Genomic DNA, 21636 nt, shown 5'->3' on the forward strand with positions numbered 1-21636 from the left:
GACTATTATGTCAAAAGATAAGAAGTTTTACAGAGACATGCGTCGAAAGGCGCAGGAGTTTGGGAGTCGTGAAGAATTCCTGAACCATGATCTGAAGATCATGCGCTTTAACCGCTGGGGCATCCACCTGCCTTCGCGTGATTACAGTGTTGAGCTTGAAGACCTGGTACCGGCACTGGCTGCAACCATTGGTAAAGTAGTAATGGTTACCGCTATGGTTGCGGTATTTGCTGCGCAGTTTGGTCTGTCTCCTGAGTTTGTAGCAGAAAACGTTCGTTACGAACTGCTGATTGCTGGTGCTCTGTTTGTAATTCTTTTCTCAGCAATTCTGAACCCTAACGCTAACCTGGCCGGTACCCACGGCCCGATGATTCCGTTAATACCTTTGATTGCCGCCGCCGGGGGACACCCATTGGCGCTTGGTATCATGGTGTGTGTGTTTGGTCTTGTACTCGCTTATACCAAAGGTGGCTCTAAACTGATGACTCTGACCGGGGTCGGTGTTCGGGGTGGTTTGCTTATCTACCTTGGTGCGGTGGGTTTGATCGGTCAGATCAACAAAACTGAAGCCTGGGCAGCAAGCACCGATCAGGGCTACATTTCATTTGCGGTAATTGGTGTGACTCTTGCGGTTTACGCTTACCTGGCAAAAATCAATAAACGCTGGCTGGCTATCCCGCTGTGTTCTCTGATTGCGGGTATTGTTGCTTATGTAATGGGCGCTGACTTTGCCTTTACTACAGAACCAGGCCTGCCACACTTCAGCCCATTCTACTGGTGGGGTGAAGACACAGGCTGGCAGCTGGGCTGGCCGAACTTTGCTCACTTTGTAGCGGTAACGCCGTTTGCACTGCTGGCAGTTGCGATGTGGTCTCCGGATTACCTGGGTCACCGTGTATTCCAGGAGCTTAACTACCCGAAAGATGCGAAAGGCGTTCTGATGGACGTAGATGACACCATGATGGTTGCTTCTATCCGTCAGGGTATTGGTTCTTTCCTGGGCGGTGGTAACCTGGCTTCTTCTTGGGGTACTTACATGATCCCGGCAGCTATCGCGAAGCGTCCTATCCCTGGTGGTGCACTGCTGACAGGTATTATGTGTATTGCTGCTGCGGTTATCGGTTACCCGATGGATCTCGCAATGTGGGAACCTGTTCTGCGTGTTGCTCTGATCGTTGGTGTATTCCTGCCACTGCTTGAAGCAGGTATGCAGATGATCCACAAACACAAAGACTCACTGAGTGCGGGTATCTGTATCTTTGCGTGTGCGTTCGTAAACCCTGTATTCGGTTGGGCAACCACAATGCTGCTGGACAACATGGGCCTTATCGGCGACCACGAGCGTGCGAAAGAGCTGTCTGCTAAAGACAAATACCTGATCCCAGGCGCTGCGTTTGTTATCTGTGTAGGTTCACTTGCACTGGTAGGTCAGCTGCCAGGTATTCCTGCGCTTCTGGGCAACTAAGCTCAATCATTCACTTTAGATGATGGAAAGGGTACTGATTGCGGTCAGTACCCTTTTTTATTGCTCTGCTCAGACGGGTTTTACGCTTTTCCTTTGCAGGCCGGACTTAAACGCTGGTAATTCTGGCTTTTTCACTACCATATAAACTGCGGTTGCCGCGAGAATAAAGCCAACTAATCCCATCCAGTCGAACGACTCACCAAAGGCCAGCCAGGCCTGAATCGCAGTGGTTGGCGGCACCAGGTAAAAGACAGAAGCAACACCCGATGCGGCGCCATTTTTCACCATATAAAGCAGTAAAAGAATCGCCACGCAGGAGAGCACGACCACAAGCCAAATCAGGGTCAGGATGAACTCCGTCGTCCACTGTACTTGCATGGTTTCAAACTGCATCGCAACAGGCAGAAACATAACAAAGGCCGCCAGATACTGCACCGTTGCTCCACCAACCATATCTGTCTGCTGGCAATACTTCTTCTGATATAAGGTTCCGATGGTGATTCCAAATAATGCCGACAGGCAAACACCAATCGCCAGCGGTTTATGCAGATCTGACTGCCACTCCATTTTACCCATCAGGACCATTGCAATACCCGCAAAACCCAATAATAAACCCAGCCACTGTGAGGGTCTGAACTGCTCAGAGGCACATGTCACCAGTACCACAGCGGTTAAGATGGGCTGGATTCCAACCAGTAAAGAACTTAGCCCTGCGGGCATGCCTAAGCTGATTGCGAAGTAGGTACCGCCCAGATAGAAACCGTGAACCAGAATGCCGACGACGCAGCTGTGCCAAAAGTCTTTTCCTGTAGGAAGGCGGCGACGCAGAAAAGCAACAAGGGCCAGAAACAGCAGGACATTAAGTGCCATACGAATCGACAGCAGGGTTGCTGGCTCAGCGTAGTGCAGTCCGAACCGGGCACCGATGAAGCCGGAAGCCCAGAGGACAACGAATACAAAAGGGATGGATCGGATTAGCATTGTTCGCCCTCACTCTTTCTTGTGTTTTGTTTTCAGATGCTGTTAATTTAGTTGGGTACAGTGGTTTCAAAAAGTGACAGAAAGAAGTGTTTTTATGGGTACAGATTTGATGGATAAGCATGCGGCCAATAAGTATTTGAGTGTCGAGAAACACCTCAAACAGGCGATTGGAAATGGGATTTATCAGCCGGACGATAAGCTGCCTTCCATCCGTCAGTTGAGCTCCGAACTTAACGTCAGTAAGAACACCGTGATCCGTGCTTATCAGGAACTGGAAGCTCAGAGCTTAGTGTATGCGGTTCCGAAATCGGGCTACCGGGTCCAGTTCACTCAGAAAAGTGAAACCAAAATTGCAGCCCCTGCTCAGGTAGATTTGCTTTCCGTATGCAGGGAGATCCTCACTTATCCAGGGTATCAGGAGCTGTTGCCAACCGGCTCGGCTCACCCAAATGCTGATGCGCCGGCGATAAAGAGTCTGTACGCCGAAATTGGGCGTCAAAGCCGCCGGCAAAGCCATATCCCAAGCCACTATCAACTGCCGCCTGGCGATGATTTGTTGATCAAACAGCTGGCGAAGATTACTCAGGATCTGGGCACACCGGCCAGCGTGGATGACATTCTGGTCACTCATGGTGCGCAGCAGGCGATCAGCCTGGCCCTGCGTGCGACCACTCAGGCGGGGGATATAGTGGCGGTGGAATCGCCGTGCTATTTCGGCAATCTGCTGATGCTGGAATCCCTTGGCCTGAAAGTGGTGGAGATCCCGGGTTGTCCGCGTGATGGTATGGACCCGGAAGCATTAGAGAAGGCGATTGAGAAGTGGGATATCAGGGCCATCATTGTCACGCCAAACTTCATGAACCCGACAGGTTCACTGATGCCGGTGGCAAGGCGCAGGCAGCTACTCGCCGTATCAGGGGATATTCCAATCATTGAAGATGATGTCTTTGGTGCGCTGAGTTATGACAAGCCTTTGCCGAGCTTATGGAAGATGGATGATAAACAGCGTGTTATCTACGTGAACTCGCTGTCAAAAACACTGGACTCCCGTCTTCGCATTGGCTGGATGCTTGCAGGCCGCTATCGCGCGCAGGTGGAGCAATATCTGTTGTGCGAAAACATGGGCAGCCTGAACCTGATGCAGTCAGCGGTGGCTACTTTTCTGACTTCAGGAAAATACCGCCCCCACACCGCACGTATGTGCCGGATATATCAGGTGAACGTACGTAGGTATTTGCAGATGCTGCACCAATGTCTGGATGCTCACACTCAGCTGAAGAATCGCTATCAAATCAACTCAGTACAGGGTTCATTCCTGCTTTGGCTGCGTCTGCCGCCAAACACTGACAGTTATGCGCTCTACCAGGCCTGTAATGAACATAAAATAAGTATCCTTCCGGGGTCCGTGTTTGCCACACAGGGACAGTTTCAAAACTGTATTCGCATCAGCGTTGCGAACTTCAGCGCAGAAAAAGACTGGCTTCCTGCGATGGAAAAGTTCGCTGCTCTGATTGCTGAGCATGCCAAATGAAATAAAAAGGGTCAGAGCCGTTTTAAATCTACTATCCTTTCATGAACTGTTTTGATGAGGGAAGATAATGCCAAGGAAACCCAGAACGTCAGCGCCAGGCGTGACTGAACACGTGATACAGAGAGGCAACAACAGACAGGCTGTTTTCAGAAGTGACAGGGATATGGCCGCCTATGCTAACTGGCTCAGTGAGTATGCCAGGAAATATAATGTGGCGATTCACGCGTGGGTATTTATGACCAACCACGTACACCTGCTTTGTACACCATCCACATCTACAGCAATATCGCAAATGATGCAGTCTTTGGGGCGAATGTACGTGATGTATTTCAACAAGGCTTATGAGCGTACCGGAACACTCTGGGAAGGGCGTTATCGATCATGCTTAGTGGAAGACGAAAGGTATCTGTTTGAATTACACCGGTACATAGAGCTGAATCCTGTTCGGGCAGGAATGGTCGATGACCCGGCAGAATATAGCTGGTCAAGTTATCAGTGCAATGGTTTGGGTAAACAGAGCAGTTTGCTGACGCGGCACCGGTTGTATACGCAGATGGGCTCAACGGATTCAGAGCGCCAGCAAGCTTATCGTGAACTATTTCATTCGCATGTTGAGGGTGAGCTGCTGGATGAGATCCGCAAGTCTTCGAACAAAGGACTGGTGCTTGGTAGCGAAAGTTTTATTGATGAAATTGAAAAGCTTACCGGAAGCAAATTGAAAGAGGGCAGGCGAGGCAGAAGGGTTGGATGGCGAAAGAGTGAGAATTAGCCGGATTTAAAACGGCTCTGACCCTGTTTAATTGTCGGCGGGGGGCTTTGATGCTGGCCCCTTTTACGCCCGAGCCACACTTGGTTGAGAAGCTACGAATGCTCGTTCACGGGACACTTGTAAAACCCATCGACATTTTTGACCTGCTGATGCATGCCAGTCCGTTGATGCTTTTTGGGATTAAAGCTGTTCGTCAGTTTGTTTTGAAGGTGTGAGAACCTTTTTTAATCTCTGCCTGTCTTTAAATCCGGTATGCATTACCACGCTGGAGCGTGGTAACGAGGTGCTGTACTCTATTGTTCAATAAAATCAATTTCTTCCAGTTTTAATAGCGCTTTCTTCCGCTCCAGCCCTCCGGCATACCCGGTCAGCTTGCCGCTTTTCCCGATCACCCGGTGGCAGGGCACGATAACCGAGACTGGGTTCTTTCCGTTTGCCAGCCCGACCGCGCGTACGGCTTTGGGATTGCCGATATGGTCGGCCAGTTGTTGATAGCTCCAGCTTTCACCAAACGGGATTTCAGTCAGAGCCTGCCAGACCTGTTTCTGGAATCCGGTTCCGGTTGCGTCCAGCGGCAGGTCGAACTCAGTTCGTTTTCCTGCCAGGTATTGGGTTAACTGCTCTGTGGCAGCCTGCAGGAGCGGGTTTTCAGGGGCGTGTTGGCCCAGTTCATCCGGCATGGTGGTGTGGATCTCAAACCAGGCTCCGCAAAGACCTTTGTCTGTGGCCTGAAGGGTAACTTTCCCTAACCGGGATTCAAAACAGCTGTAGTACTTCATTCAGATGGTTCCATTGTTCCAGCAGTGCAGGGTGGCGTAGCTGCCCCATGGGGCGACGCTCTGTTTGTTTACGTTCGGGTATTGCGGCAGGGCCTTTTTTACTACCAAGTCCTGGTCCAGAAAACAGTCTGGCTCGCTTATCCCGCGCAGGCGGGCGTAGTTGACTGTCCAGGGGCCGATGCCTTTCAGTGTCAGCCACTGCTCTGGTTCCAGCTCAGGATTTTTTGATATGGCCAGTGCGAAGCGGTGCAGGGTATCTTTACGGCTTTGGGGCATTTTCAGTTGACTCAGGTCGGCTTTCAATACCTGTTTTGGGTCTGGAAAGCTACCCGGTCCGTTTTCACCAATACACAGAGTACGCAGAAGGTTAAGCTGGCCGATAGCCGCTTTTACCGATACCTGCTGGCCGAGTATCGCTCTTACACCAGCCTCCCATGCGCTCCAGACGCCGGGAATACGGATCCCGCTGTGCCGGATAAGGTTTGGGTCCAGTTCGCGAAGCTGTGCTTCGACGCCAGCGAGGTCCACGTCCAGGTCAAACATTCTGCGAACGCGCACTACCAGGCGGCGCAGGGCTGACACGTCACTCAGCTCAAATGCCATTTCCAGTACGCCGGGGCGTACCGGCGTCAGCGCAAACCATCCGGATACGCCTTCAAGATCGACTGTCCTGCGGTAAGTTTGCCCTTCAATGGACTCGACGCCCTCAAGCAGGCGGGTACGGTAGAAATCGAGCAGATAATCCCAGTCCAGCGCGCCGCGGTAGAGCAGGGTAAGGCGGTTGGAGCCATCTGCCTTAGCGGATTTTCTTATCTGGCCCGGGGTCAGTTTCAGGTGGGCGGAGAAGGCATCATTAAACCGGCGTACGCTGTTAAAGCCGCTGGCAAACGCGATATCGCCGATGGCCAGGCTGCTGTTATGCAGAAGTTGCTTGGCAAACATTAACTGGTGATAAAGGGCGTATTGCTTGGGAGACATCCCCAGATACTGATTGAACAGCTTTCTCAGGTAGCGGTCTGAGAGGCCCAGACGCTCTGAGAGTTGCGCAAGGGATTGAGTCTGAAGCGCACCCTGCTCGATAAGCGCGACGGCGCGCTGAAAAGAGGTCTCGGTGCCTTTCCACGCCCACGAGCCAGGCGCGGCGTCCGGGCGGCAGCGAAGGCAGGGGCGGAAACCGGCCTGCAGTGCCTGCGCAGAGCTTGGGTAATACTCAACGTTTTCTTCTTTGGGAAGATTGGCCGGACAGACAGGACGGCAGAAAATGCCGGTGGTTTTCACCGCGACAAAGAACACTCCGTCAAAGCGGGCGTCACGCGACATCCGGGCTTTCTGGCACTCGCTGCGGCTTAACTCCATTTTCTGTTCCTGACTGGTTTGACTGCAATGGGGTAAGTCTACCTCTGAACGGCCGAAAAACTAGCCATTTTCGGAACCGAATAAAAAAGCCCGGCGTTTAAACCGGGCTCTGCTCTTTATACCAGTTCCATTACTCCTCAGCAGTAAAGAAATCGTTGTAGAGCATATACAGGTGCGCCGCACTCCAGGAGAAGTTTGGGGCGCCCTGCTGGTCGCCGTTAAGCGGGTTGTAGTTCTCGCGGATTGGGCCGTCCTGCAGCAGGCCGTCGGCGTTGTCGAAGAACGCCTGTGCCATTTCGATTGCGTCTTCACGGTAGCCGTACCTGTCCATGCCTTTCAGGCCGAAGTAGAACTGATCTACCCAGACGCGTCCGCGCCAGTAGATGTCCGGGCCAAATGCCGGGCTGGTTTGCGCTGCGGTGCCAAGAGGAACCCAGGTATTGAACTCCTGCGGATCTTTCATCACTTTTACGACCGCATCTGCGTTTGCCTGGGTGGCAGCGCCGTTGAACAGCGGTGACCAGCCTTCAGGGCCTTTACCGCGCTCGACGATAGGCTTACCGGCACAGCCGTTCGCCAGTGGTTTATCTTCGATGCGGATATCGTAGTAGAAGCCGGTTTTCTCATCGAACATACAGGTGTTGATGTAGTCCGCCAGTCTGGTCGCTTTGGCGCGGAACTCTTTGGCCTGTTCAGGTTTGCCGAGCAGGTCTGCCATCTCTGCCAGATAACGGTTATCACTGTACATGTAACTTGCCTGGTCTACCGACTCCTGGAGCAGTGAGTAACCGAGCAGGGTACCGTCTTCATCGCGGTTCTGGGCAAACTCGACGTCCCAGTCACTGCGTTTTCCGCCGGCTGCAACGTACTTCTCCATCTGATCCGGGTCGATAAAGCCGAAGACTGCGGCGTCATCACGTCCGGACTCCCACGATGCAGCAGTCTGAGCCGGGATCTCTATATGGTCATACTGGCCGCTTTTCACGATTTCCTGGTACTGCTCCAGGCCGGAGAAGGTTTCTTCCTTGTCGCCGCGTTTGACGGTAAACAGCATCTGACCGCCTGGTGTATTGTGGGCTTTGTCCAGCGCTGCACCGTACTCCGGTACGCCGTTGTTGTTGTGGTCACGGTTTTTCAGCCACCAGTTGTGGTAGGCGACCAGTTTTGGATACATCTCTTCCAGCCAGGCTTTGTCACCGGTGGTTTTATATACTTCCATCACGGCCCATGCGGCCAGACTTGGTTTGGTGTTGCGCTCGTTCCAGTTACCACCGTCACCGCCGCGTTCAGGGCTCAGGTTGTAGGCGAGAAGATCCGGCACGTATCCGGCATCCCACGGGCGAACAGGGTCATCGGCCTGGATCTGGTAAGCAAACATGGCGCGGATATTGTCTTTGGCGACATCCGGGTTAAAGTGCGCCATCGCGTAGGCCTGTTTCCAGGTATCCCATGGCCAGGTCTGGTTACCGGAGAACCAGCGGGCAGTGACAGACGGAGTGACTGAATCAAATTTCATCGCCCCTGCGATACCACGCCAGTTACCGTTGAGTGTTTCCATCGCTTTGACCGCTACGCGCTCCTGCTCTTTGGTCGCATCCGGGTTGCTCAGGCCGTTGCTGAGGTAATCTTCCCAGCGCTGGACTGAGGCGTCGATATACCTGCCAGGGTTGGCCAGAATATCGCTGATCCTGGCCTGTTCTTTCTGGTTCTCTTCTGCAGTCAGAACATGGCTGTAAGTGGTGTAGATGGTGGTCGAACCATCAACGGCGGCTTTGGAAGTAAAGCTGTGGCCGTTTACCTCGGTTTGTACCGGGATGGATTTTTGGACCTGATATTCGGATTCTCCGGAAGTCAGCAGGGTCCAGGTGGCGCGTACTCTACCGAAGGTGACATTGACGCCGTTGCCTGTTGCGATCAGTTCACGGTCGTAATCCGGGTAAGCCTGGTCGATGGTTTTGTCAGACTGGGCGATGCCTTCTTTCGCGTGGTATTTCTCCAGAAGTTTACCGTCCCACACCAGCTCCAGCGGGCTGTCCGAGGTGATTTTGGTTTCGAGCAGAGAGGTGCGGTCTGAGGCAAAGCGCATTGTCATCTCAACGGTGACATCATCTGAGGTGAGCTTTTGAACCAGTGCGCCGGGAATGCTGTAAGCCTGCATCTTAAAGTCTACTTTTTGGCCGTCTTTGTACACACTCAGACGATCAAAGTTGTCGGCCATAAAGTTGATGTACTCTTCGGTCAGTAGTGCGGTTCCCGGGAATCCCCCCATTCCTTCATCGCTGTCCGGCAGAAGGTGACCGTGCCAGGCTCCGAGGTCAAAGAATGGGTTGTAACGCTGGTGGTCATCAAAGTCGTAATCACGCATGTATTCCGGTGAGCCGGTGCGGTCAATGACGTTTTTAAACTGCATGGCCTGAAGCTGGTCAGATTCCGAAGAAGGTGCTGTTCCGCAACCGGCCAGGAGAATGGCGCTGCCAACTGCCAGTGCAGTCAAAGATTTATGTAGTGTCATCTGTTTTTTCCCCGTGATTACCAGTAGAAATACTGCATTAAAAATACCTGATGGTCTGAGTCCGATGTGTCATTGCTCAGAAAGAATTTTGAGTCAAATGCGGTGGCGTATTTACCTTTGCCATACGCCCACCAGATGCCGGTATTGATGTAAGAAGTGATTTGATCTTCTTCTTTGTCGAGTGGATTGTTTGCGTAGTTATAGGCTGCAGACAGGTAGACGCCTTCTGCTGCTTCATACCATGCGCTGGTCTGAATGCCGGTTTCTGTGCCTTCGCTGGTGTCGGTTCCCTGGTCAGTGTGGTGCCAGGCCCGGGCTGCGAAGTTCTTGTATTGCACACCAAGCAGCATCAGTTCTCCGGCGTTATCTGCGACTTCCGCACCACCCATTAGTGTCAGATCCTCCTGCAGATCATACTGAACGTAGCCGTTGATCATGGCCGCGTGGGTGTACTTGTCCGCGTAACGGTCATACTTGCCAAAGTGCACCCAGGAATCGTCTTCGGTGAAGTTACTTTCCGGCGCAGCGGTTACGCTGTAGCGAAGCTTTCCTTCCCGGTTCTGAACTTTGAAAGCGAAGTTCATATCCCGTGAGTTGGGAATAACGTAGCCGTACTCAACAGTTGGATCTCCCCACCACTGTACGTCATCCAGTGAGGAGTCATTGCGGCCGAGGATAAACTCGGTTCCGCCATCTGTGCGGTAGCCAGCGTAGAAGCGGTTTATCCCGCCTTCAAAGCCACCCCAGCCGTGTCCTGTGGCCCACGGATTACCATCGCCGTCAGCCTGCACTGTCCAGCCTTCACCATAAATAAGGCCAAACCAATTACCATAGGTAAACTCCAGGCCACTTTCTATGTAAGTGCCGTCAGCGTATCTGCCTTTGTGATCGCCCTGAAGAGCGGTATGACCGCCGATCCCAAGTTCGCCATAGAAGTTCAGTTCCAGCTCTGTTTCCGGCGAAGCGTTGGTACTGTGCGGTGTCACAGGGCTTGTATCTTTAGCCTGTACCGATAGTGCAGCAAGCGCAATACACAATACCAGTGTTTTTTTAGTAAATTTATTGTTCATGATTTTACTTATTTGAGTTGATTGATTACGGGTCAGTGGTTGATGCAAACCCTTAACACCCCCGAAAAGTGTCTGCACAGAGTGCCTGATCCGGTGGTTACTTTATGATCGATGCATGCGTTTATAAATGACACTGGAGTAAAAGTGCGATCTTGTTTTTAGTAAAAAGTTTTACCAAATGTGACGGAGTGATGAAGTGGCGCTGAGAGGGCGCTGCGTAAAAAAGGTAAGAGGGATGTAGTCTGTCTGAGCTGTTTCCGGCCCCGGATGGTGGAGCAGATGCTGATGAGTGCAGGAGGTATTGAGGTGCTTTGACTGTTCAGAGTGCCAGGGGATGTGTTTATATTATTTCTTTCAAAGTTAATTAGAGAACAGTAAATAGCTAATGAATAGTAATGGATTTTCATTAATTACTAATACTGGTTAAAGTAATTTAGTTCCAGGCTTAGTATGAGTTGTTGAGCCTGATAACTTAATTATGAGTGTTGTTTTTATTTATTGAATAATTGATATCGTTCATTATTTAATGGTGCTTAAGTACTAAATACATGTCATCGTCTCAGTTATGCTACTTTTAATCTTATTACTTAAAAAGAATTTAGTTACGGCTTTTTCTGTATATTCTGGCGGGATAGTTGGTGGTGGTGATTTGTTCTGTGAATTTTTTGCTTGTTGGTTGTTAATGTTGTTTGTGTCTGTTTTTTTGGTTGTTGATTATTAACATAGGCTTGCGCGACTAATGTCACACTTTGTTATTTGAATTGATTGCGCATAAAGTGAGAGTATTTACCCGATACTCGTCAGGTGGATATATTACGCGATCATTATTAATTGTGGCTTCTGTTATTAATGTGGTGTTTTGAATGTCTGTTTAGTTGTCGGTATTGGCTTTGGTTGGTTTAAAGTGTTATTACATAATTAGCTTGTTAGCTCGTGGTAAGGTGACTAAAGGCATGCTTCCAGGCAGCGTCAGGCTGGAATAAAAAGGCTTTCTTGTGAAAATTAAATTCTATGGGACGGAGTTTTCGGTTTTATTTCGTCTTATTGATGCTCTTGCCATTATTATGGTGCATTTCCTGTGTGCTATGGCTTATGAGGGAGGAGTATCCAGTCATCACCTTATCGCTACAGGATATGCAGTTGCGGTGTTTTTGGTTGCATCAGAAACCAGTGGACTATACCGGTCATGGCGGACGTACAGCTTTAAAGAGCAGTTATTTGCTCTGTGTGTTGGCTGGCTGATGGTCGTAGTGACGCTAATGTTTATCAGCTTCTTCCTGAAAATCAGTTCGCAGTATTCAAGGGTAGTGACTGCAAGCTGGTTTGTACTGACGCCGTTGATCCTGGCTACATGGCGTGTGATGGCAAACCGGGTGATTCATTACCTGAGAAGCCGTGGGCACAATCAGCGCAAAGCCATCATCATAGGGATGACGGGCAGCGGTCTGGCCCTTGCGGATCAGATCACCCAAAACTCACATCTGGGCATTGAATTAGTCGGTTTTTTTGATGACCGCGATCCCTCCCGTCTTAACACTGAAGACGAACGTTACCCCTACAAAGGCAAAGTACAGGAAGGGCTGGAGCTGACTAAAGCTAATATGATTGATCATGTTTACATTGCGATGCCTATGAAGGCGGAGTTACGTAACGCGGAATACCTCAAACAGTTTTCTGATACCACTGCCAACACGTACGTGATCCCTGATTTCTTTGTATATAACCTGATTCAGTCGCGCCTTTCGTCGATCGGTACGGTGCCGACTCTTAGCGTGCATGACACGCCATTTTATGGCTTTTCCACCTGGATAAAGCGGGCTCAGGATGTGGTCCTCTCCTCACTCATTCTGGTTTTGATCTCTCCGGTTCTCCTGCTGGTATCGGCGGGAGTAAAGCTCTCTTCACCCGGACCTGTGCTGTTTAAGCAAAAACGTTATGGCCTTGACGGCAGACAAATAGAGGTTTGGAAGTTCCGCTCCATGAAGACCATGGACAACGGAAAAGTAGTAAAGCAGGCCACGAAGAATGACCCAAGGGTGACCCCTTTTGGTGCTTTTATCAGAAGAACCTCCCTGGATGAACTCCCTCAGTTTTTCAACGTGTTGCAGGGCTCAATGTCCATTGTTGGTCCGCGGCCGCATGCGGTAGCTCATAACGAAGAGTACCGGGCGATTGTTGAGCGCTACATGCTGAGACACAAGGTTAAGCCAGGGATCACGGGCCTCGCTCAGATTAATGGCTACCGGGGAGAGACGGATACTCTGGATAAGATGGAAAAGCGGGTTGAGTATGACCTGAGATACATCAATTCATGGTCGACCATGCTCGACCTGCAGATCATCTTTATGACTGTATTTAAAGGATTTGTTGGCAAAACGGCTTACTAAAGGATTAGGTATTCATGAACAAGAGAACAAAAGCGGCAGTGGCACTGAGTGTGGCTGTTTATGCTTCGGGTGCAGTTGCAGATGAGAAGCGGAGTTTCTTTACTGACTCTGGACTGGAAATCATTCCAATGCTGGAGAGCGGGTTTGAGTATAACGATAATATTGGTCGTGTTTCCGCAAATCAGAATCCTGACTCGTCCTATTTGTTTACGTTTAATCCGGGCATTGCAGCAGAAGCTGAGGTGAATGGGAATGAGTTTCGGGTTTCGTATGAAATGGGCAGTGGATTCTATTTCGACAGCAGCAAAGATAACTATTTGGATCACAGCCTTAAAACTGACAATAAGATCATTTTTAACAGCAAGAACCAGTTAAAAGTGTATTACGCGCTTCAGTATCTGCATGACGAAAGGGGTACGGGGCTGACAGCTGGTGATGCGTTGTCTCCGCTGGTAGATGATCCGGTTCAGTATCTGAAAAATGATTTTGAGCTGACTTATGTATACGGCAGTGATGGTGCCAAAGGCAGGCTTGAACCTGTGTTTGAATACAGCGACAAGCGTTACAGAAACTATCGCGATGTGAGTGGTGGTTTTGAGTCCAGAAGTACCCGCTATAAGGATTTTCAGCAGCTGGGTGCTGGCATCGCATTCTATTACCGCCCTGTCGGTATGGCTTCGTTACTGCTGGAGGCTTCCCGCTTTGATAAGGATTATGCCCTCGATGATCCTGATACCAGCAGCTCTCTGGACAATGTAAACACTTACTACTACATCGGAGCAACGTGGGATATTACCGGACAAACGCGGGGTAAGGTCCGCCTCGGGCATCAGGATAAGTCTTATGCCGACTCTGCAAAGCAGGGTTTCAGTGGTACCAGCTGGACAGCGGAAGTCACCTGGACGCCGCTGGAGATTTCCAGTCTGAAGTTGTCTGCTTCACAAAAAGCAGAGGATCCTGATCAAAGTACGAGTTATATCGAAGTGGTGAATGCATCAGTGGACTGGAAGCATTACTGGAAGCCGGAACTGTTCAGTGATCTGTCCCTCTCGCTGAAATCGGATGATTACTCCGATTCAGCCCGAAATGACGAACTCTATACCTTCAAACTTGATTTTGGTTATGCCTTCCGGGAGTACCTGAATTTTGTTGTTGGCTGGCGAATTGAAGACAAGAAATCAAGCTTCTCGACCTACGGTTATCGTCAAAACCTGTATACGGCGATGGCTGAGTTTAATTTTTAACAGGGGGGGATATGTCCGAAGTATTAAGGATTTTGGTGTGTCTGATATCAGTTTTAATCCCGCTACAGGTATCCGCTTCTGTTAATGACAGTTACCGGCTTGGGGCAGGAGATAAAATTGAAATAGTTGTATACGGAGAGTCCGATCTCACCATTGAAGAGTTGTATATCAATAACAGTGGGTTATTTGATTATCCATATCTTGGCCGGTTAAGTGCGATAGGTAAAACACCTGAGGAAATTCGGGTGGAAATATACAGCGGACTGAAAGGTGATTATCTGATAGCACCTAAAGTTCGTGTAACCGTCGTTGGTTATCGAAGTATCTATGTTAACGGTGAAGTAAAAAAACCAGGGGGATACCAGTATCAGCCCGGCTTAACGGTTGATAAAGCGATTGCACTGGCTGGTGGTTTCACCGACCGGGCATCACGGCAGAAGATATTTGTGACCCGGTCAAACCTGAATGACACCAGGTCAAAGGTAGGGGTTAATTATAAAGTCTTACCTGGCGATATTATTGAAATCGAGCAGAGCTTTTTCTGATTTTCTTTTTACAACACTGCCTGACGCGCTGTGTATTACCTTAAGAGTGATGCTATGTCATCTCAATATGCTAAAAACACAAATGAAAGACAACTGGTAGATATTGGCTACTATTTTAAGCTGATTAAAGCTAATGCCTTATCGGTATTAATGTTTGCCGCCCTTATATCTGCGATCACCCTGATGATTTTACTGTCGGTAACACCTGTTTACCGGGCGACAGCAACCTTGTTGATCGAGGCGTCTCAAAAGAAAGCGGTCTCGATTGAAGAAGTCGTTGGGATAGATACTTCGGCGAAGGAGTATTACCTCACTCAGTTTGAGATCCTCAAGTCCAACAAAATTGCCCTGAAAGTTATTGAGACACTGGAGCTGGACAGGTTACCGGAGTTCAATCCCCAGCTGGAAGACACTACACCGTCTTTTTTTGAGAACCTCTCTCTGAAACTGAGTGAGATCCCGCTGATTAAGGCTGTAATACCCGGTAAGTCATCGTCAGCAGAGACTGCTGAGCACGAACTGGTTACCCGGACGGTGCTGGAAAACTTCAGTCAGCGGCTGACGATCAGTCCGATAAAAAAGACGCAACTGGTCAGAATCTCCTTTGATTCCCGGGATCCGGAACTGGCAGCCCGTGTCGCAAACGCTGTCGGGAATGCCTATATCGAGAACAACCTGGAGTCCAAGCTTATTGCGACAGAGCAGGCCAGCAGCTGGATAAATGTTCGTCTGGCCGAGCTAAAGCAAAAGTTGTCCGAATCCGAGCAGGCGTTGCTGGAGTTTCTTGAACGTGAGCAACTGATCGAAGACAGCGGGATTGTTGCGCTGGCAAGTTCAGAACTGAATAACCTGACCAGTCGTCTGGCTCAGGCTACGGACCGGCGTATTCAGGCTCAGTCTTTATACAGTGCAATCAGCAGCAATAAAACCAAGGATCTGGCTACGCTCTCCTCTGTTGCGGCAATTTCAAATCACCCTCAAATAACGTCCATCAGAATGGCTGAAGTTGAGGCGGAAAAGAAAGTCAGCGAGCTCTCAAGGCGCTACGGCGCCAAACACGACAAAATGATCCAGGCGAAGGCTCAGCTTGAGGCTATTCAGGACCGGGCAGACAAGCTGATCAATAAGTTGTTTGTTGGTATTGGCAAGGAACTGGAGAGTGCCCGTCAGCAGGAAGCGCTTATCCGATCAGAGCTGGAAAGCAAGAAAGATGAGTTTCAGAAGCTGAGTGTCGTCAAGCGGGAGTACGATGCGCTGAAGCGTGAAGTGGACACGAACTCAAAGCTGTATGATCTGTTTCTGACCCGTAAGAAAGAGACCTCGGCGACCAGTGACTATGACGCAACTAATGCCACTTTCTCTGATCATGCGCTGGTTCCTTATGAGCCGGTAAAACCAGACAAGAAAACACTGTTGCTGGTGGCATTTATGTCCAGCATTACCTTTGCGATCGCTGTGGTATTTATCCGCGATGCTCTGGATAACACCATTGAGTCCAGCCGTGACTTTGAAGATAAGTTCGGACTGATCCCTCTTGGTGCCATTCCTAAAATAAAAGACAAAGCCTACCGTAAGGCACCGGTTGGGGCTGAGGCCTATCTTAGGGGTGATCAGGGAATCTATCAGGAGTCTGTGGACTCGATTCGCACCTCCCTGATGCTGATGCTGATGAACAAGTCCCGCAAGCTGATTGCCATTACCTCGTCAATGAAAGGGGAAGGCAAAACGACGACAGCAGTCGGTCTTGCTCTCTCATTTTCCAGGATGGAGAAGGTGCTGCTGGTTGACTGCGATCTGCGCAAATCCTCTGTCGCAGAACGCTTTGGCCTGCCAAGAAACCATCCGGGTGTCACCAATATTCTGCTGCAGGGATCAGAGCCAGGTGACTGCCTGACCACTATTGAAGGCTCAGGGCTGACGGTACTTTGTGCCGGTATGGTTTCCCCTGATGTACAGGAAACGCTGAGTTCTCAGGCTTTTGAACAGCTGATGGAAACTCTGTCCGGCCAGTTCGACCGGATCATCATTGATACGCCGCCAGTGCTCCCCGTTACCGACTCTCTCATCATTGGTAAATACACCGGTTCCCTGATCATGGTGATGAAAGCCAATTCAACATCAAGAACTCAGTATCTTCAGGCGGTTTCCGGCATCAGCAAACATGATATCGCTCTGGATGGCGTGATCATCAGTCAGATTGGGGAGAAGTCCAGAGCCGGGGAGAAGTATCAGGAATACGCACGGTACGCGTATAACTGAGTTGACAAGGAAAAGTACTTAATATGTTGAAAAAAATGAAAATACTGTCGGTGTTTGGTACCCGTCCTGAGGCGATAAAAATGGCGCCACTGGTGAAAAAACTCCAGGCCAGTGATGCTTTTGACGCCCGGGTTTGTGTGACCGCACAGCACAGGGAGATGCTCGACCAGGTATTGACGCTGTTCGATATTGAGCCGGAGTTTGACATGAACATTATGAAGCCGGGACAAAGCCTGACTTCTATCTCTGCCTCTATTGTGTCCGGGCTCAGTCCGATCTTTGAATCTTTCCTGCCGGATCTCGTGCTGGTTCATGGTGATACCTCGACGACCATTGCTGGCGCGATGGCTGCGTATTACCACCAGATCCCTGTGGGTCATGTGGAAGCGGGTCTTCGTACCGGAGATATGAACTCACCCTGGCCGGAGGAGGGGAACCGCCGTCTGACCGGCTCGATCACCCGTTTACACTTTGCTCCTACGGATTCATCCAGGGATAACCTGCTGCGGGAAGGTACCGAGCCTCATCACGTATTTGTGACAGGGAATACTGTTATTGATGCCCTGCTGATGGCGAAAAAGAGAATTGATGGAGAGGCGGGGATGAAGCAGCAGTTTGAAGCCCGCTTTCCAATGATCGAAGGGGACAGAAAACTGATTCTGGTGACAGGGCACCGCAGGGAGAGCTTTGGTGGCGGTTTTGAACGGATCTGTCAGGCACTGGCGAGGATCGCCCGTCTTAATCCGGATGCTCAGGTTGTCTACCCGGTTCACCTCAATCCAAATGTCCGTGAGCCGGTAAACCGCATTCTGAAAGGCATTGACAATATTCATTTGATAGAGCCGCAGGAGTATCTGCCTTTTGTCTATCTGATGGACCGGGCCACGCTGATCCTGACCGATTCAGGCGGCATTCAGGAAGAGGCGCCTTCCCTGGGTAAGCCGGTGCTGGTGATGCGTGATACCACTGAGCGTCCGGAGGCCGTTGAAGCGGGAACGGTCAGACTGGTTGGAACGGATGTCGACACCATTGTTGGTGAGGTTCAGCAGTTATTGGGGTGCGATGATGCTTATCAGGCGATGAGTCAGGCCCACAATCCATACGGGGACGGCCATGCGTGCGACCGTATTGTTGATGCGATTGCCACGTATCACATCAGTCAGGGCTAAACAGTACCTGGCAACAAGGAACAGAATTTGAGTCAGTCAGTTAAAGGATCAGATATGAGTTTTGAAAAGGTCTCAGTGATAGGTTTGGGCTATATCGGCCTGCCAACCGCAGCGGTTGTGGCCTCACGCGGTATAGATGTGATTGGTGTTGATGTCAGTCAGCATGCGGTGGACACCATTAACGAAGGCAATATCCATATTGTTGAACCGGATTTGGACATTGTTGTGCGAAGCGTGGTAACCACGGGCAAACTGCGTGCGACGATGACTCCGGAGCCTGCGGATGCGTTTATGGTGGCGGTGCCCACGCCGTTTACTGAGGGTAATTCACCGGATTTGTCTTATATCAAAGCGGCAGCACAGGCGATTGCTCCGGTACTGGAGAAAGGAAATCTGGTGGTACTGGAATCTACGTCTCCGGTTGGCGCGACAGAGAAACTGGCGGGCTGGCTTGCACAGGCGCGCCCTGACCTGACATTTCCTCAGCAGTCCGGGGACGGGGCCGATATCAAAGTTGCCCACTGTCCGGAGCGGGTTTTACCTGGCTATGTGTTGCAGGAACTGGTGTCAAACGATCGTGTTATCGGTGGTCTCTCTTCTGCGTGCAGTCAGCGGGCAGTTGAACTGTATCAGACTTTTGTCCGCGGAGAGTGTGTTGTCACTAATGCCCGCACCGCTGAAATGGTAAAGCTGACCGAGAACTCATTTCGCGATGTGAACATTGCTTTTGCCAATGAGCTCTCTCTTATCTGTGATCAACTGAAAATTAACGTCTGGGAGTTGATCAGGCTGGCCAACCGTCATCCAAGGGTAAACATTCTTAAGCCGGGACCAGGCGTTGGCGGGCACTGCATAGCAGTTGATCCCTGGTTTATCGTCGACAGCTGTCCGGAGCACGCCAATCTTATCAGGCAGGCCCGGTTGGTGAATGACGGCAAGCCAGGTTATGTGCTGGATCAGATAAGCCGGGCGGCGGATGAGTTTAAGCGCCCGGTGATCGCCTGTCTTGGGCTGGCGTTCAAGGCGGACATCGATGATTTGAGAGAAAGCCCGGCGCTGGAGATAGTGAAAGCACTGGCGGCGCAAAAGCAAGGTCAGGTTTTTGCCGTAGAGCCAAACATTCAGGCTCTGCCAGAGTCACTGGTTCTGGCGGGTGTCGAACAAACCAGTCTTGATGATGCACTTGAACGGGCGAATATTGTTGTGGTGCTGGTGGATCATAAAGAGTTTACCGGTCTTGAAAGCACGCAGCTTGCCACCAAAGTGGTGATTGATACGCGCGGGATCGTCTGAATGCTGGTATTCGAACGGGATAAGGTACTGATGTACCTTATTTTAACCTCAGTCAGCATTAAGCTGGTGATCTCCCCCTGGGCAACGGGGGATTTCGCTGTGTCAGCCGGAAAGGTGCTGAACTATCTGTGTGATGGTGGCATCTTTGCTGCCATTTTGCTGGGGTTGTTCCGTCTCAGACGGGAGTATCTGTTCGTTTATGTTGCTGCGTTTGCCTCAGGGTACGCCTACTGGCTTTCCACGCTGTTTTTTACCGACCTGAATCCGCTCAGCATGCTGTCAACGCACCTGAAGATTTATCTGCCCCTGCTTTCTGTTCCGGTGCTGTACCAGGCGTATGAGCAGGACAGGGAGGCGTTCTTAACTGCGATACAGCGGGTATGCTGGCTGGTTGGCGGACTCTTGTTGTTGGGGCTGGTGATCCTGCCGCCTTCACTCAACCGGATGGAAGTCTGGTGGCCAACCTGGTTCAGCGGGCTGCATTCTACCGCTTATGCGGCATTAGTTCTGATGTACCTGACCTGCGCTCTGGTGATCCATCAGCGGATGTCAGCGTGTTTTGCGCTGGCAGTGATCGGTGCATTGACGCTGGCTGTGTTTGTTGGCTGGGGAGTGAGGACGGCAACCCTGGCTTCGCTGGTTTTTTTGTTTGGCTTACTGGTTATCAGACTGGAACTGCACAGTCGTCCGGTTTTGCCTCCATTGCTGATCATCGGAACTCTGGCGACAGTCTCTTTGCTGCCTCTTGCTGGTATCAGTGAGGATTTTGACCTGCTTACATCCGGGCGTCTGTCAATGTATGCCGCCAAATATGCTCAGCTTCAGCATAACTCCTTATTGCAGTGGTTTATCGGTAACGGTTTTGGCAGTGATCTTATCGAGACAGATATTTGGTGGTGGGGCGCAAGGGGGGCTCACAGTGATGTGATTACCATGCTGGTTGAGGGAGGGCTGATCTACCTTTGCGCCTTCATTTATGTGGTATATCGCCTTTCTGCACTGGGCGGTTGGGTGCTCAGGTGCCTGCTGGCATCGGTAATGGTTACCACGCTTTTTTCCAATGGGGTATTCGTCCGTCCGGTTGCAGGTTATTTGCTTGCGTTTACCCTGGTGCTCTTTATTGCCGCAGACAGTAAGCAGGAGGCTCGCGCATGAGTGCTTTCTGTCGATTGCTTGCAACGCTGTTCCCCGGCGGATACCGGTTTATTTCGGTCTATCTGGTGGCTTTTTTCTGCAGTTCGCCGGTATCTGCATTTTACTCCGGTGCCTTTTTTACTGTGAGCTTACTGGCAACATTTTCTGGTATGGCGGTAGCTACTCAGTCGTTTGTGCGCGGACGTAATCTCCCTCTCGGTTCGCGTCTGGCAGTGATGAGCGTGTTACTGATCATCAGTGCGCTGCCGGCACTGGCATTGTGGCAGCATGGGCTGCACGAGTACCTGGCTGTTGTATTGTGCGCCTGGTGTTATTCGGGTTTTGAAATAGTGCGCTCCGACCTTGCCGCGGAGGGAGAGTTTCAGCGCATTGTCTGGGCCGGTGTGCTTGCCTGCCTGTTGCTGGCGCTGTCTTTGTTCACACTGGCCGGACAGCAGGTCTGGCTGACGCTGGGGATTTTCTCTTCGCTGTTGGTCTCACTGATGGCAGTGAGAAAGCCCCTGACAGTCACCGGCCGCCTGGACCGTGAAGTATACAGAGACATTGGCAGTTACTCCTTGTCTAACGGACTGAGCAGCGGGCTCTCTTTCCTGCTTCCTCTTTTGCTGGCGCGGGAGCTTAACTCTGCGGCAGATTCAGTAACCCTGGCTAAGGTGTTCACGCTGGCAACCCTGTTCCTGTTTTATCCACGCTATCTTTCAGCGAAATTCCTGGTGGATTACAAACACTGTCAGCAACAGGCAACCGTTGTCAGTTTTGAACGGCGGGTTCAGGTGTACGTTGCGGGCATCAGTTGCGGCTACGTTTTGCTGACTCTGCTGTTGTCTCCGGACTATTTTCAGTTCTCTGTGTTGTTCGTTTCAGTACTGGCTACTCAGCTCAGCCTGCCGGTTGCAAATGCCATGATGGTACGGGGACAGGGAAAGCTGATGCTGACAGTTAACCTCATTGTATTTCTGGTTCTGGCCTTGATGTGGGGGGCGATTTACCTCTGTGTGGATTCGGTAACGATGCGGGTATCTCTGATCATGCTGGCTTACTTCGCTTATGTACTGGTGCGCACATTAGTGTATCGGGTTGTGTTTTTCCGCGGGCAGGTAACGCCTGCAGGAGCGGTGTGA

General features: G+C 50.7%; 16 protein-coding genes. 11 read left to right on the top strand and 5 right to left on the bottom strand.

Annotation, left to right across the window (positions count from 1 at the left end; translation table 11 throughout):
- The first annotated feature begins 7 nt into the window (after positions 1-7).
- The gene (locus tag ACVB80_RS06760) at positions 8-1465 is read left to right on the top strand and encodes a DUF3360 family protein (protein ID WP_481080517.1); all 1458 of its coding nucleotides are present in this window, start codon (positions 8-10) and stop codon (positions 1463-1465) included.
- Between the two features lie 69 nt (positions 1466-1534).
- Here the strand turns inward: ACVB80_RS06760 and ACVB80_RS06765 are convergent, their stop codons facing one another.
- Positions 1535-2446: a DMT family transporter gene (locus tag ACVB80_RS06765; RefSeq protein ID WP_481080518.1), complete on the bottom strand. Its 912-nt coding sequence runs from the start codon at positions 2444-2446 to the stop codon at positions 1535-1537.
- A gap of 94 nt (positions 2447-2540) precedes the next feature.
- Here ACVB80_RS06765 and ACVB80_RS06770 point away from each other — a divergent pair, with 94 nt between their 5' ends.
- Both ACVB80_RS06770 and ACVB80_RS06775 read left to right on the top strand, forming a co-directional pair.
- The gene (locus ACVB80_RS06770; RefSeq protein WP_481080519.1) at positions 2541-3977 is read left to right on the top strand and encodes an aminotransferase-like domain-containing protein; all 1437 of its coding nucleotides are present in this window, start codon (positions 2541-2543) and stop codon (positions 3975-3977) included.
- A gap of 67 nt (positions 3978-4044) precedes the next feature.
- Entirely contained in the window at positions 4045-4746 is a 702-nt protein-coding gene (locus tag ACVB80_RS06775) for a transposase (RefSeq protein WP_481080520.1), read from the top strand.
- A gap of 293 nt (positions 4747-5039) precedes the next feature.
- Here ACVB80_RS06775 and ACVB80_RS06780 read toward each other — a convergent pair whose 3' ends face one another.
- The 4 genes from ACVB80_RS06780 to ygjJ form a co-directional block, all read right to left on the bottom strand.
- The gene (locus ACVB80_RS06780; RefSeq protein ID WP_481080521.1) at positions 5040-5525 is read right to left on the bottom strand and encodes a methylated-DNA--[protein]-cysteine S-methyltransferase; all 486 of its coding nucleotides are present in this window, start codon (positions 5523-5525) and stop codon (positions 5040-5042) included.
- Positions 5526-6881: a DNA-3-methyladenine glycosylase 2 family protein gene (locus tag ACVB80_RS06785; protein ID WP_481080522.1), complete on the bottom strand. Its 1356-nt coding sequence runs from the start codon at positions 6879-6881 to the stop codon at positions 5526-5528.
- 130 nt (positions 6882-7011) lie between these two features.
- On the bottom strand, positions 7012-9393 hold the full coding sequence (gene ygjK / locus ACVB80_RS06790; protein ID WP_481080523.1) for an alpha-glucosidase: 2382 nt from the start codon (positions 9391-9393) through the stop codon (positions 7012-7014).
- Positions 9394-9410: 17 nt separating this feature from the next.
- The gene (ygjJ, locus tag ACVB80_RS06795; RefSeq protein ID WP_481080524.1) at positions 9411-10463 is read right to left on the bottom strand and encodes a protein YgjJ; all 1053 of its coding nucleotides are present in this window, start codon (positions 10461-10463) and stop codon (positions 9411-9413) included.
- A gap of 995 nt (positions 10464-11458) precedes the next feature.
- On the opposite strand from ygjJ, the gene ACVB80_RS06800 reads away from it, so the two are divergent.
- From ACVB80_RS06800 to ACVB80_RS06835, 8 genes are read left to right on the top strand one after another with little or no spacing between them, the layout of a single operon-like run.
- Positions 11459-12850, top strand: a complete 1392-nt coding sequence (locus tag ACVB80_RS06800; protein WP_481080525.1) for an undecaprenyl-phosphate glucose phosphotransferase — start codon at positions 11459-11461, stop codon at positions 12848-12850.
- Between the two features lie 14 nt (positions 12851-12864).
- Entirely contained in the window at positions 12865-14094 is a 1230-nt protein-coding gene (locus ACVB80_RS06805) for an outer membrane beta-barrel protein (RefSeq protein ID WP_481080526.1), read from the top strand.
- 11 nt (positions 14095-14105) lie between these two features.
- Positions 14106-14639: a polysaccharide biosynthesis/export family protein gene (locus tag ACVB80_RS06810; protein ID WP_481080527.1), complete on the top strand. Its 534-nt coding sequence runs from the start codon at positions 14106-14108 to the stop codon at positions 14637-14639.
- Between the two features lie 54 nt (positions 14640-14693).
- Positions 14694-16898 carry a GumC family protein gene (locus ACVB80_RS06815; RefSeq protein ID WP_481080528.1) on the top strand — a complete coding sequence of 735 codons (2205 nt, stop codon included), beginning with the start codon at positions 14694-14696 and terminating at the stop codon, positions 16896-16898.
- Between the two features lie 26 nt (positions 16899-16924).
- Entirely contained in the window at positions 16925-18067 is a 1143-nt protein-coding gene (wecB, locus tag ACVB80_RS06820) for a non-hydrolyzing UDP-N-acetylglucosamine 2-epimerase (RefSeq protein ID WP_481080771.1), read from the top strand.
- Between the two features lie 54 nt (positions 18068-18121).
- Complete coding sequence (gene wecC / locus ACVB80_RS06825; RefSeq protein ID WP_481080529.1) at positions 18122-19360, top strand: UDP-N-acetyl-D-mannosamine dehydrogenase; 1239 nt, start codon at positions 18122-18124, stop codon at positions 19358-19360.
- Positions 19361-20515, top strand: a complete 1155-nt coding sequence (locus ACVB80_RS06830) for a hypothetical protein (protein ID WP_481080530.1) — start codon at positions 19361-19363, stop codon at positions 20513-20515.
- Positions 20512-21636 carry a hypothetical protein gene (locus ACVB80_RS06835; protein ID WP_481080531.1) on the top strand — a complete coding sequence of 375 codons (1125 nt, stop codon included), beginning with the start codon at positions 20512-20514 and terminating at the stop codon, positions 21634-21636. Before ACVB80_RS06830 ends, ACVB80_RS06835 begins: the two co-directional genes overlap by 4 nt.

The sequence above is a fragment of the Vibrio sp. 9-16B-A1 genome (assembly GCF_056726165.1).